9 protein-coding genes are annotated in these 13,825 nt (G+C 34.7%); all 9 read right to left on the bottom strand.

Annotation, left to right across the window (positions count from 1 at the left end; all coding sequences use genetic code 11):
• Positions 1 to 24: 24 nt before the first annotated feature.
• The 9 genes from G530_RS0113310 to G530_RS0113270 all read right to left on the bottom strand — a co-directional run bounded on the left by G530_RS0113310 (position 25) and on the right by G530_RS0113270 (position 13,468).
• A complete protein-coding gene (locus G530_RS0113310; protein ID WP_026935010.1) occupies positions 25 to 3,165 on the bottom strand; it encodes an STAND family AAA ATPase in 3,141 nt (1,046 codons plus the stop codon).
• Positions 3,166 to 3,228: 63 nt separating this feature from the next.
• Positions 3,229 to 7,005 (bottom strand): class I SAM-dependent DNA methyltransferase, encoded by a 3,777-nt coding sequence (locus G530_RS0113305; protein WP_035716447.1) that lies wholly within the window; start codon positions 7,003 to 7,005, stop codon positions 3,229 to 3,231.
• A 214-nt stretch (positions 7,006 to 7,219) separates the two neighbouring features.
• Positions 7,220 to 8,800 (bottom strand): type IV secretory system conjugative DNA transfer family protein, encoded by a 1,581-nt coding sequence (locus G530_RS0113300; protein ID WP_026935008.1) that lies wholly within the window; start codon positions 8,798 to 8,800, stop codon positions 7,220 to 7,222.
• 6 nt (positions 8,801 to 8,806) lie between these two features.
• On the bottom strand, positions 8,807 to 9,838 hold the full coding sequence (gene mobB, locus G530_RS0113295) for a MobB family relaxase (protein WP_026935007.1): 1,032 nt from the start codon (positions 9,836 to 9,838) through the stop codon (positions 8,807 to 8,809).
• An 11-nt stretch (positions 9,839 to 9,849) separates the two neighbouring features.
• Complete coding sequence (locus G530_RS0113290) at positions 9,850 to 10,227, bottom strand: BfmA/BtgA family mobilization protein (protein ID WP_026935006.1); 378 nt, start codon at positions 10,225 to 10,227, stop codon at positions 9,850 to 9,852.
• Positions 10,228 to 10,691: 464 nt separating this feature from the next.
• Complete coding sequence (locus tag G530_RS0113285; RefSeq protein WP_026935005.1) at positions 10,692 to 11,141, bottom strand: JAB domain-containing protein; 450 nt, start codon at positions 11,139 to 11,141, stop codon at positions 10,692 to 10,694.
• A gap of 65 nt (positions 11,142 to 11,206) precedes the next feature.
• Entirely contained in the window at positions 11,207 to 11,566 is a 360-nt protein-coding gene (locus G530_RS0113280) for a single-stranded DNA-binding protein (RefSeq protein WP_026935004.1), read from the bottom strand.
• An 11-nt stretch (positions 11,567 to 11,577) separates the two neighbouring features.
• On the bottom strand, positions 11,578 to 11,712 hold the full coding sequence (locus G530_RS17900; RefSeq protein WP_276202555.1) for a hypothetical protein: 135 nt from the start codon (positions 11,710 to 11,712) through the stop codon (positions 11,578 to 11,580).
• Between the two features lie 502 nt (positions 11,713 to 12,214).
• Entirely contained in the window at positions 12,215 to 13,468 is a 1,254-nt protein-coding gene (locus G530_RS0113270; RefSeq protein WP_026935003.1) for a tyrosine-type recombinase/integrase, read from the bottom strand.
• Positions 13,469 to 13,825: the final 357 nt, after the last annotated feature.

Genomic DNA, 13,825 nt, shown 5'->3' with positions numbered 1-13,825 from the left:
GCATCCATTTATTAAATGTTTAGTTTAGTCTTCGGTTTCTTTTTTGTTTTTCTCTTCTTTTAGGTGTTTTATAAACTCCCCTTTATTTCTTTTGGAACTTTCTCCCAGTTTTGTTTTTATGTCTGCTAACAATCCTGCATAATCTTTGTCGGATTCTGTGGTTTTTGATCGCAAATAGTAATAAGACATGTTTTTGATGAAACTCGAATCCAGTATATATTTTTTCTTTGTAGATTTAAATAAGGATTTAATATAATCAGGATAATTTTTCCCTCGAATATCTGCATAAATATAAATTGATAAGAATTTTTCAAATTCTGAAATGTCTTCTGTAGTCTGATCCGCAATAATTTTTTTCCTTATTATGGGTGCTGATTTATAGGATCCTAGCCAGTTATACATAGTTACTTGATGAAGAATAGGTAGAATTTTCATAAAAAAGCCAAAATCCATTTCTTTTGGGATTAATTTAGCAACCTCTTCCTTATGATTTTCTTTAAAATACAGTATTGAATCTCTATACATCATCATATATGAAATAGAACTTATAAGAATATTACCATACGCATCAATTCTTTTTTTATGGTCGATATCTGAACTATTTTTAAATACTATAGCGGTTAATTTCAACAATTTAGAAAACCTTATTGCTTCTATTTCTTCCGTAGGTTGATCCTCTAAATTTATTTTTGCTTCTATATTCTTACGCGAAGGTACCGTTGCAATTTGACTATCATAGGCTTGTTCAATTTCTTGTTCTGTTGGTTTTGTTTTGGCCTTTGAAAGATCAATACGAGAGGAGATGGTCTCTTTAGTTTCTAATACTCTATCTAACTCATAATACTCATCTTTCACCTTGGAATTTATATATCCGTAAACCTCTTCTACTTCTTTATTCAAAAAATCAAATACCTCCTCATCTTCTCTATTTAAACCTGTATAAAAATCTAATTCATTGATATAGTTTAAATAATTTTTACCATTAAGAACTTTTTTCTTAAATTTTTTACTATAACCAATATATTTTGCTAAAAAATAACTGAAGAAAAAGGCGGTTTTAAACCTAATACTATTACCATTACATTTAACTAAAATCCCTCTTTCAATTAAATATTCTAGTACCCTAGAAGGATTTATATCTATTTTATTTTCTAGATAGCTCTCAATTTCCTGTTCAAGCTCATACTCTTTGACTCTATATCCCAGGTTACTGTTATCTTTATCTAACATAAATTTAGCGAGAAATGCAAGTAATCGCTGCTTGTCACCAAAATCAAACGTATCAAAGTAAATATTTTGAATATTACCCTTCTCTAATAAATTCTCCACAAACATTTCTACCAAAACGGCATTGTTAATGGGTCTATTCTGTTGTTTGTTAATTATCCAAAGAAAAATGGTTACAGCTAAAGGAGTTTTGGGTAAGCCTATTTCTCGAAATCCTTTCAGAAGTTTTTCTATATTCTCATGTAGGTCAATATCTGATGTTGTAACCCAATTTGCGATAAGTCCCTTAATCTGTTTTGATTTGAAAAGATGAATATAATACGTTTCAAAATCATCTTTAATTTCTGAAAAAGCTGAAATTAATTTTACTGGAACTATTTCGTCTTCCGTATTGTTAACTGTAGCAATAACCCTTGTATCGGGGTATTCAGATATAAAATTTTTTAATTCATTTATTTGATATTTAAATTGTGAAGAAAAATCTAGATCGTCAATCAGCAAATCGATATTTACAGAATTAATTAGTTCTGTAGTTTCTTTTGAACTTTTGCTTATATATTGCTTAACTATTTGCTTAACACTGTTATTACCTATTTCATTAAATTTTAATAGGATAGGTAACCTTCTCGTTTTATGAAAATTATCTGTAAGATCAATTAATAATTTATCTAGTAAGATAGTTTTACCTGTCTCTTTTGCACCGAAGATAATTTGACTTTCTATTGAATTTACTAAGTCCTGTGTAGAGTAGAATTGAAAATTATCGTTATTATCTAGGTTGTTCTCTGGTAGATTTCCAATTACAGGTTCAACATATATTTCGCTGAGTTTTCCTTTATTACTCTGAGAAATATTTAAAATTAAATCTTCATTTAGTTTTGGGAAATTTTCCTCTTTTATATTATCTATGATCCTACTGACTTCTTGGATTATTTTTTGCTCACCTTCTTTGGGAATTTCAAAAGACTTAACCCCCTCATCATTACCAATATCACTATTGACAACAAACGTTTTATGGTTATCTATATATTTTCGATGATAGACTGTAATTCTTTCATTTTTTTCATAGTCAATAACAGAATACCCATTGGTATAGTTAATTTCCTCTGATTGAATTCCATTTATTGATTTTCCAATTGACAGAAATAAATTTCCATCCAAATCATCTACTTTTTGAGATTCTAATCTATGTGTATGGCCAAGAAAAAGCATTTCATAATTGCTATAAAGTAATGGTTTAATTTTTTTGAAGTCTTTTTTATTAAGAAACTCAAAGGGATGATGAAGAATTGCAATTTTTAGTGTTGTATCTGATATAAAATCTAAAGAATTTTCAATTTGATTTCTGCCAATAAAAAGTTTTCCTAAATTATCATCTTCATAACATAACCATGCACTATTTAAGGCCGTAACTCCAACAGATTCATCACCATTTTCAATTATGAAACTAGATTCGAAAGCAGTTATATCATAATTTGAGGGATCTAAATGTTTAACAAAAAAATCTTTTTCAAAAGTTTTGTAACTATTCATACCCACAATATTTTCACCTTTATCTTTTCTAATCGATGGTAGAAATTCATCAACTAAATCAGGAGATGAAACAAAGGAATCCCTCATAGGTTTATCCTTAAAGGAATTAATTTTATTTCTTTCTAAATCGTGATTTCCGGGAGCAAATAAAAATTTTCCCTTTAATTCCGGAAACTTTTTCAGAATTGGATCTATTACGTGCTCTTCAAAATAATAAAATTTTAAATCAGGATCTTTAAATGCTAACCCTCCTTTATCCACAAAATCACCCGAAAATATAACGACTGTATCTTTATTGACATATTGCTCAATATCATTGATAAGAGCAGTTATAAGATTTTTTTGGGAATTTTCAAGATTTTCATTTTTAAGATGGAAATCACTAAGGTGGATAATTCGAATCAAAGTTTATATTTTTAAGAATTGTTGTTTTATAAATTATTAGATTTTCTGTTTACTCGCTTTAAACTACTGGTTCTCTATAATCTCAATCTCCTCCTCCGTCAAACCATAAAGCTCATAAACAAGCAGGTCAATTTCTGTTTCTAAAGAAGAGGTGTCGGCTGCGGAGTTTTCTTTTTTTAGCGAAAGAATTTTTTCCACTACATTTTCAATCTCCTCTTCCTGTTTGCCAGTTGGTTCTTTAATTGGAAGCAGTTCTATTTTGTACTTTTTCCATCGGTTAGTCCCCATTCCGGTAGTAGTCCCTATTAGATTAAAATACCATTCTGAAACTTTGGAATTTAATAATGCTAACAAGAATTTCAATTTTTCTCCTGTCATTAAAAAGGTTGTGGCTTCGGCGTAATAGCCAGAATCATCATAGGCGAATTTTGGTCTGTCTGAAATTTCACCCCAGATTATTTTTGGTTTTTCAAAGTCTTGCCAATAAGAAATTGAATCCTGAGTTTCGAACCATTCGTTAGAGGTTTTCTTTCTACTTCCGGTCCCTCCTACCTGCTCCAGTCTTTTTTTTCCGAATGTGAGTAAATAATCGCGAATATCTGGGTAATCAGTAATGTTAATATCCAGTGCTGGGAATGTGCCAATTACCCATTGGTCAGAAAACTGATAACCGTATTTTTGGACATCTCGCCCACGAAGAATCGGTTTAATTAGCTTATCGTTTCTGGAATCACTTTCTATCAAATGTTCCTTAGTTTCTTCAACAATTAAAAACGCAGCATTATATCCAGTCTTTATACCAAAATTTATAGTTAGATCAAATTGCTTTAACAACTTAGAATCTGTTTCTATTTTCAGTTTTAATTTGGATGCAGCCTCATCCCCAATGAACCAATCAGAACTTTCAGGAATTACAAATTGGAAAGAATTTTGCTCAAAAAATTCAGATAAAGAAGAGCCCATGGAATATTCTTTCGAAAGATTTACTACTGGAAAAGTTTCAGCTTTATAACTTTTTTGCAGAGTAATAATATTTGATTCTACAGTGGCTTCTTCGAAAACCTGAATATCTTCAATATTCATTAAAGAAACGGGTTGCAAGTTTTCAACGAAATAGTTTTTAAGGAGGTTCCCATATATTCCGCGTAACCATGAATTAGAAGTTATAAAAGTAAGAACACCATAATCTTTCATAATTTGCCCGCCACGTTCATAAAACAAACAATAAATGTCTGCAACTTTTGAATAAGTTTTAAAATCTGCTTTAGAAAAATATTCAGATTGATCCTTTATTTTAGATAAAGAAAAATAAGGAGGATTCCCAATTACCACATCAAACCCAACATAATCACCGTCATCGTTTAATACCTCCGGGAACTCAAAGCGCCATTCAAAAGCATTTTCATAGATCTTATTGTCCTTGATCTCCTGGATCTCGGCTTCCAGTTTTTTACTGTCTTTGGTAAGCTTTTCAACTTTTTTATTCCATTTGGATTTTTCCCTTTTTGAAAGTTCAAACATTTTGGGTTGTTGGGTCATCAAAAAAAGCTCGCTTTTGAACTTTTGTAATTTCTTTACCTTGGAGTCGTTCGCAGAGATCTCACTTCGAAAATCATTTTTGATATCATGGATGATCCTTTCCATTTCCCGCTTCTGCTCCTTATTTTCGGCATTCCTATAGGTGTCTACCGCTACCCGGTAACTATCTATACTCCATTTGCTATCCTTAAGCGCTTTGCTTAAATCTGCATCCAGGTCAAAGCGGCTTATCAGCGAGTTTCCGCACTTGATGTTGATATCGATATTGGGAAGGGTTTCCAGTTCTGTTTCGTTCCGGTAATAGGCATTTTTTAAAAGCTCAATCCATAATCGCAGTCGGCAGATCTTAACCGAGTTGGAGTTAATGTCCACACCAAAAAGACAGTTCTCAATTATTTTTTGCTTCTCATGGAAAAGCGCTTCCTGTATGCGCTGGCTTTCTTTAGCAGATGGGTTATATTCAAAGAGTTCTCCCTCCTCGTCGGTTACAATAAGTTCATCGTTCACCACTTCCACCTGGTATTCCTTCAGTCTTCTACACGAGCGATCCTGCAGAATATTCAGGTCATTTTTAATAGCGATCATCTCGTTTAGCGCCGAAACCAGAAAATGCCCCGATCCCACCGCGGGATCACAAATCTTTAAACTATTTATGAGTTCATTGGCTTCCTTACGGTCTTCTATGCAATCATAAAGTTCATCCAGGTTTTTACAGTCCCAGTTTTTGGTTTCATTGAACTTTTGTACCACCGCTTTCCTGATGGTTTCCCGGCACATATACATGGTGATAAAACCCGGCGTAAAGAAAGAACCGTCTTTATACCCATTGATCTTTTCAAAAATAAGCCCCAGCACAGAAGCATTGATCAACGTTTTATTATCTTCCTGTATGGTCTCCCCTCCTTCGCTGCTAAAATCATAGGCGTTCAGGAATTCAAAAAGATATTCCAGCGCATTGATCTCTCCACTGCGTTTTTTTCCTTTTTTATCCTTAAGAACGGTAGCGCTGTAGATAGGAATTTCTTTATCATCCCGAAGGTTACTTATAAACAGGGTGGAATGTTCAATATCTGTAGGCTCAAATAATGAACTATTGAGATAAGGTACCTTTTCAAAAAGTGCTTTTACGTCTTCATTTCTATCTCCATACTGCCGTGCCAGTACCTGAAAGAACAAACTATTAAGATCATCGTAATTATGTATTCTGTCCAGGCTAAGGAATTCATAAGACCTGTCACCTTTATGGTAAGTGATAAGCTGCGCTTCTAACAGTTTTAGAAATAATATCCTGTTTAGCCAGGTAATACTTAATTCCAGTCCTACATTAAACAGCCTTTCTTGATGGGTATCTCCAAAATGAGAGGGAGTCTCCAAACGGCTTATCTTATCTGTACTATCCAGCTGGATGATCGCGTTTTCCAAAAAAGAACCGGTGTGACGCTGGCCTTCTTTTTGCCGCTCAATAATTTTCTTGCCTCCTTGTTTTGTTTCGGTAAGGCCTATAATATGAAGCAACTCGCCATAAAATCGTTTATCCAGGCTATTACTGTCATTAGTGAACGGCAATTTCAGGAGATGTTCCGGAGACAATAATTTAAAGAGCGCTATAAGTTTATTATCGTCCTTTGGATTGTTATTCCGCAGCGGTTTTTCAAAGTTCCGGATGTCAAAATGAGTAAATTCTACCTCTTGCTGCATTCGGGCAATGAAAGGCTCAGCGATCTCTTTATAGAAGAAATCGGTTGTTTTTCCGGCTAGTCGTCCCTCCTCAAAATCTATAAACTGGCTTACCAGACCCTTGTTCTGAGCAAAGGTCTTTTCAAAGAAATTAGCGTCAAAGATAAACCACTCATTGATGTTGGTGGCGATCACATATTTCACCTCCAGATTCTTCTGGCTAATTCGCTCCCTGAGATAATACAATACCAGTTCCTGAAAAGCCTTGACATTGACCTTCCCTTTACTTAGCATTTCTGCTTTATTCGTAGGCTTCTTGGCCTCAATGATCACCCCAACCATACTTTTGGCCTTGTTCCCGTTATGGATCACCAGGTCGTTACGGCCCTTGGTATTGATAAAGTGATCGGGATCGTAGTAGGTCTTCTTCAAGAAATCTATTACCAGGTTTTTATGGAATTCTTCAGTTTCGGTATCATTGGTCCTGTCCAGTAATTCCTTAAGATTCTTCTTAAAAAGTTCTATCTGGGAACGATTGGGTTTTACCTTTAAAAATGCCTTATTGAGTGCCTTTCTAGGCTTAAGAATATTAAAACTATACGAATCAATTCCTTGTTCGGTCATGCAGAAATGAGGTTAGCATTAAAAAAGAGAGCTTGTAGGGAATGCTCTCTAAATCGGTAAAATCAAATTGTATGATTTACCGATATTAAATTTTTAACAAGATATAAAGAAGATTGAAAACCTGAAATTTAGTTTCAAAAAAGCTTTCAACAGGGAATTGTTGATATAAACAGGCTTTACAAAGAGTTATGATAAGCAGAATTTCTATTAGAAATCAACCAAAAATAGATCTAGCCTCGCTATGAATTTTTTCAAAATTTAACTCCAGATCCTTTTTAGAATACTTCAGGGATTTTTTTGGAAACTCTCGTTTAATCTTAGTCAATTTAAATTGCACTTTTCTGTCGTTCCCATCGGCATAGGTAATAAATTCTCCCTGTTTTAACCGAAAAAAAACATCTGCCCTTATTTTAGGGATTTCCTTTTCTCCGGTAGTTACCCGGGTATCAAAATCCAGGTTGTACCCCCTGTTCACGCTTGTAGTTTCCTTTTTGACTATCTCAAAGAAACGTTCGTAGTATTTAGCAGTATCCGGATCATTCACTTTTCCGAAGAATTGATAGGAAAGATTACTAAGTATTGCCTTGCTTGCCTTGTCCCCATACATCATATCGTTCTGTATCTTATCCTGCATTACATAAACCGTGGCAATGTCATAACTTCTCAAAGTAGCCGGAATGCGGTGCATATTTAATAGCCTTATGGTCGGTGCTTCTTCCAGCAACAAAAATGCTGGTTCAGAATTTCGCACACTCATTTGTTTAATAACGGTATGAATAATAGCCGCTATAACGGGTGAATAGGAAGTGTCAAATTTCGGGTTATTCACTACAGAAATAACCGACGGATTCTCAGGATTATTAATATTTAGAGGAACTTCGTCTGCAGATAAGGCCATAAAAATACTTTGCGTACTAATACGCTTCAATGCATTGGCCAGGGTACTTTTTACACCGGCCGTTTGTCTTTCAGAATCTTTTCCACTAATAAAAGCATCGGCCATTACCCTGGAGGTTCTATTGGTCTCCAGAAATTTAATAAGGCTTTCGGTATCTAGGTATTGATAAATGGCGATAAGATGCGGCAGGGTACAGAATTGAGGATAAGACGTTTTTAGCTTCCAGATCAATCCGCTAATCAAACCTTCTGCCGCGTCATTAAAAAACTTAGTGGTTCCCGTAGTACCAGATTCTCTTTGTTCCAGGAGGTTTTCGATCAGCACCCGGGAGATCTCGTTCACACTTTCCTCATTTTCGAGATATCTGGGAGCAATAGGATTCACCCGGTGAATGATCTTATCAAAGGAAACTATATAAAATGGAATTTTGCAGTTTTTATACAGGGGATAGTCCATTTCGGTTAGTTCAAAATCTTTATAATCATGAATGACGCCGCAAAAATTATGTTGCTGAAAGTGCTTAAGAATTCCATGCACGATACTTTCCGTTTTACCGCTTCCTGCAGATCCAATTATGGAAACTCCCCGTCTAATGTTGTCTATCCTGAAATCCTTACCAGTGGTTTTAAATATTACCTGATGTTTGTCTTTTGGACCGTTATCTGTATCAGTCTTATCGAAGAAAACATAGCCTAACGTATTGATCAATAATAATGGGCAACCTAAATAAAGTAAGCCTTCAATAATTTGGTCGGAAGAAAAGAATTGGGCTATTAAACCGAACAGCAATAGGATATTTATCAAAAAGGCGAATCTGGAAATTCGGTACATTCCATAAAATACCAAACTGCTAAGCATGATAAATAGAATGATATGTGACCAGTTAAAAATTTCCATATCTAATTATATTCCTATAGAACCTGATCTAACTGCTATATCCAGACCCTTCTTCAACCGGTTAAAAACCTTTAAAGCAAGTTGTGACTTATTCGTAGGAATACTGGGCATCAAGGGCATCCCGGATTCCCGCAACATTTTCATGGCCATGACTTTTTCATTGATAGGCAGTTTCAATAATACGGAAAAGTAGTTTCTAGGATTTCGAATAAACTCTTTTCGGGCTATATAGGTTTCCACAAAATTGCGTTGATATCCGAAGCTTTTGTCGAATGTCTTTTCTGCATTTCCAAAAAATTTATCACGGTCAAAACCTCTTTTCACCATCTTTCCGTTTAATTCTACCTGGGAAGCTTTGTATTTGCTGCCGGGAGATAAACTAAAATTGTTAGAAGCATCCTTACGGCTCACGATTATATGAATATGGCTTTGCTTGCCTTCTTTGAGCATGCCCTGAACAATCCGTTTTCCTCCATGCTGATGCGGGGCAGCCTTTTCAAGTTTTCTAATTTCACGCTCCATCCTTGCTAGGTTACCTGAGAGTTCGCCACGCGCTACTTTCTTGAGTTCACTTTTGAGTTGAAGTATTTTGGATGCGAAAGGCTGGTTTTCCCTTACTTGTATATCGGTGCCTTTAAAGCTTCGTTGGTGCTCGATCCTGGCGTAATATTTTATATCATCAATATTGACCGGTCGGCCATGGATCTCCCTGTTAAATGAAACTACATAATCTTTCATCAGCTCTCTGGTATATTTCTTTAAATCTTCGCTGCTGTTTTGCAACCTGTTTAGTTCGTATTTGGAAGGGCTCACCGTAATGGAATAGAACCTCGGTTCAGTCTTTTCCAACTTCGCGGTATTTCCATCTATTTCCTTTATCACTTCTTCTGCAGAAATTTTATCTCCATATTGATTGAAAAAGTATTCGGTATCTTCTGTCTCCAAACTCTGATTTTCCTTTTCCAGGTAGTTCACAAAATCTGCCACACTTTTTGAAAACGTCCCTCCTATTTTCTGGGCTGTGATTGTGATGTACATGGCTTCATATTTTATAATGCTCCTGAATCTTTTTTCTCCTGGTAACCAACCCGATCGGTTTTCTCAAGTACTTTCTTCTCTAAAATCAGGGCTTTATCTTTAACCCCTTCATTCTCAAAAAGCGATTGCAGCATTGCCAGAGTCGGTTTCGTTTGTGTTTTTTCAATATCTCTCATAATAGCGATTACAGCGTTGATCCTTTTCTTGAATGTTTGTTCGATCCTTCTACCGGTAGGTCCTAAATTTTCCTTTGGAGAGATTTCATTATATAGAAAAAAATCCAGCATTACAGCCATCGTTTCTGAATGAGAATTGAAGTATGTTTTAGAAAATTTCTGAAAACGTTTTGCCGTTTTTCGTTTAATTCGAATAGTGATAAAGGAGTCCATTTTTTTGACTTTTTAGAAGTATTTGACGTAATTCCATCACTATTTACAGACTATTACAGCACATTTGACGCAAATTGAAGAAATCTGCACATATTATTAATTTTTAAGTATTTGATAATCAATAATTTAAATTAGAAAAGGAATATAAAACGTGGCTTTGCCCGTTACCCTCTTGCTATTCCTTTTCGTCCCGCCAGGCGGGACAAAAATTTCATACAATATGGCTTTTGCCAATTGCCTAATTAGGAAATATAATTCCTACCGTAAATAAATTGATGGATATAATTACCAGCGAAAGTCAAAAAATCAGGGTAACTATGTTTTTAATAATACTGAATTTCAGTTATTTAAATATACAATTTTTCACCAAAATTTAAGCAGTTTAAAGGTTGGATATCGAAACCCTTTTCAAAAAAAAGACCCGGAAATTACCCAGGTCTTTTTAAATATAATTTGATATAAAATTATAATATTCCTTCATCTGCAAAACTATAATATTCCCCGTCCGGTGTCAAAATCAAGTGATCAAGAATTTTGATATCAAGTAAGATAGCAGCACTTTTAATCTTTTCGGTTAAACGTTTATCCGACTCACTTGGTTTCAAAGTACCGGAAGGATGGTTATGTGCTAAGATCACAGAAGTAGTTAGGCTCTTTAGAATAACCGCGAAAACTATTCTTAGGTCTACCATAGCTCCCGTAATCCCTCCGGTAGAAACTTCAAAAATTCCTTTTACTTTATTGGCGTTGTTCAATAGTAGAACCTTGAAACATTCCTGGATTCCAATGCGGTCTTTATTCCATGATTCAAATAAAAGTTCTGCTGCACTTACTGAGGAAGTAATTTTAGGAGCCTGAGACAATTTAAAATTACCCCGATATTTTATCGATATTTCATTAACTTTAGTTTTCATAGTTGCATGTTTAGATTATGAAAAGAGGGCGTTACCGCGAACAAGTACCCGCCCTCTTTATCTTTTTAATTATCGGCAGAATTATTGCCATCCTTTACGCCTAACAAAAGAATTTCATTGGCTTCCACTTCGGTTACATAGCGCTTTATACCATCTTTATCCTCGTAGCTTCGGGATTTGAGTTTTCCGCTCACTCCTATCTCTTTTCCCTTACCTGCATACTTTTCAATGATTTCTGCTGTTTTTCCCCAGGCCACGATGGTGTGCCATTCGGTATTCTGAATTTTCTCGCCTTTCTCATTTTTGTAATACTCATTAGTGGCGAGTGAAAAACGGGCTACTTTCTTGCCGCTTTCAAGATTGGTAATACTTGGCTCCTGGCCAACGTTTCCGATTAACTGTACGTGATTTTTTAAAGTACTCATGATTGAAAGAATTAAAAATTAGTATTAATACTGACTGAACTTTTCAGACAGGTGGTTTTAAATGATTTACTTATTGTATCTGGAGCGTTTTCTTTTTTTGTTTCCTTTGCTGCTGCTTCCTGTTGTATGTTTTTAAGTGATTTCATAATATCTGTTTTAGATTTACTTCCCGTAGCGCCTTCGCTGTTACCTTTTTTTGTTGCTGATACATTTTCAATATTTGGGATTGATAAGGACTTATAAAAAGGAGGCACGACTGGCTTATGCAGTCTGGTCAAGTACCAAATGTTGGTATTTTGCTGTCAAAAAAGGGTGTAGCAGTGAGGGTGCGAGAGTAAGTCCAAAGACTTTTGTGAAGTATCATAACATAGGAAGCGGCATCAAATGATAAAATGGAATTCCTATCAAGCGGACGCTATTCACGATTGTGGCTCGGAAATGAAGTGTTGCTTCTAAGCATAGCGGGAAGGATTAACGAAATGGAAAGCCAAAATTGGGGATTGGGTCCAAGATTTTTGCAGTGAAGCTCTTTTCCCGAAATGTAGCTTTTCGCGAAGTGGAGGGGAATGGGCTGAGCGGGGATATTAAATGGGATTATTATTTAGATTGAACTTTTTGAAAACTAGAGTAGCTAAAATTTTTATTTATTCAAGCAACAATTAGATCATTAGCGTCATCCAATACAGAATTATCGAAACTCTTTAGATAAATTTCAGTGGTTTTTATGGAATGATGTCCTAAACCTTCGCTAATGATTTCAGTTGAAATCCCCATGTTTTTTGCAATGGTAGCCCAGGAATGCCGAATATAATAAGAGGTGATCTTTTCTTCAATTCCTGCATCCTTAGCGATTTGTTTTAAAAGTTTATTCACCAATCTCCTATCCGATTTGTATTTGGTAAATTTTTCCACTGAGCCGTCATATCCAATTGGAAAAATAAAATTATCCTTTTCTTTATCTTTTAGATAAAAGGAAAGGATTTGGGCAAATTCTTCAGTAATTCTTACTGATAAAGGGTCACCAGTTTTACTCCTGCCGTAAAAAATTCTATTTTCGCCTACATCCTTAACTTTTAATTTTGCAAGATCAATAAGATTCATTCCCCTGCAGTTAAACATACTTAATAGATAATTTTTGGTATGCCATAAATTGGTACCCGTTTGATAATTCAATTTTCTAATAGCTACTATTTTTTCCTTAGATAGGGCTTTCTTCTTAGTTCTATTAGTTGTTGGAATCTTATAACTTAGAAACGGATTTTTGCTGGGTACATATTTATCTTCTCGCACAGCACTATAATAGATGGCCCTAATTGCTCGAATATAGGCGCTAATTGCATTGTTTGAATTACCTTTTGACCTATGTTCAAGCTCAAATTCCTTAAGCAAGGTAACAGTAATTTCATACAGCTTTAATGATTTTTGGTCATTAAATTTTGTAAAAGCCGCCATGGAATCTTTATACCATTTTGCAGTACTGGGTTTGTTTTCTTTTAGTTTTCTTTTAATTAGAACTTCTCCCCAATCCGATAAGGATAATCCGTTGGATAAATTAGTTTTTAAATCCGACTTTAATTTATCATCCCAGGCTTTTTTAATATGCTCCACCAAAGTATCAACATTTATTGCAGTTATTGTATCTCCTAACTCATTGATTATAGATTTTGCAGAATGTAATTTGTCGTATAGATTCTTATTGATTGTATCGCAATCTTTACCTTGATTAGCAAGGACAGATTTTTTTAAAAACATTCTTTTTTCATTCCATCCAGCTTTTGATGTACTTTCGGTAAGACGAATGATTCGTTGTTTTCGGTGAAATATTCTGAGAGCAATTGGATATAATCCATCAACGTTTCTGGATGATTTTCTAACGTCTAGTATTAAACTTGCCCTTGCCATTTTTTAAAATCTTAAATTAAAGATAACTAAAAAATGCATAGTTTGTGCATAGTATTTTTTCGTAACAAATGATATCAAAAGTATCCAATATCCATATAAAACTCTGTGATTCTTGTGTTTACAATATTTTTACATTTAGATGATTGCCAAAAAAGTTGCCTTCTAAGCAGGCGGTCCCAGGTTCGAATCCTGGTGCCATCACGAAAAGCCTTCCTTCATGGAAGGCTTTTTTGTTTTTACCCCTCTATGATCACAATTAAAATTTTCCGCACCTATTGGTGACAACTGGGAGTATACCCTATAGGAAAATAGTAGTAAGTTTCAGAACCTACTCTTGGATAGAATTATAAAAGAATT

The organism is Christiangramia echinicola DSM 19838, assembly GCF_000423065.1.
Classification (GTDB): Bacteria; Bacteroidota; Bacteroidia; order Flavobacteriales; family Flavobacteriaceae; genus Christiangramia; species Christiangramia echinicola.
Note: the sequence above shows the minus strand (reverse complement) of the source record. Positions and strands in the feature narration are given on the sequence as shown.

What these genes read in the sequence shown, in the direction of transcription:
- G530_RS0113305 (WP_035716447.1), bottom strand. Translation starts at nt 7,005, where the DNA reads ATGACCGAACAAGGAATTGATTCGTATAGTTTTAATATTCTTAAGCCT.
- G530_RS0113300 (WP_026935008.1), bottom strand. Translation starts at nt 8,800, where the DNA reads ATGGAAATTTTTAACTGGTCACATATCATTCTATTTATCATGCTTAGC.
- mobB (WP_026935007.1), bottom strand. Translation starts at nt 9,838, where the DNA reads ATGTACATCACAATCACAGCCCAGAAAATAGGAGGGACGTTTTCAAAA.
- G530_RS0113290 (WP_026935006.1), bottom strand. Translation starts at nt 10,227, where the DNA reads ATGGACTCCTTTATCACTATTCGAATTAAACGAAAAACGGCAAAACGT.
- G530_RS0113285 (WP_026935005.1), bottom strand. Translation starts at nt 11,141, where the DNA reads ATGAAAACTAAAGTTAATGAAATATCGATAAAATATCGGGGTAATTTT.
- G530_RS0113280 (WP_026935004.1), bottom strand. Translation starts at nt 11,566, where the DNA reads ATGAGTACTTTAAAAAATCACGTACAGTTAATCGGAAACGTTGGCCAG.
- G530_RS17900 (WP_276202555.1), bottom strand. Translation starts at nt 11,712, where the DNA reads ATGAAATCACTTAAAAACATACAACAGGAAGCAGCAGCAAAGGAAACA.
- G530_RS0113270 (WP_026935003.1), bottom strand. Translation starts at nt 13,468, where the DNA reads ATGGCAAGGGCAAGTTTAATACTAGACGTTAGAAAATCATCCAGAAAC.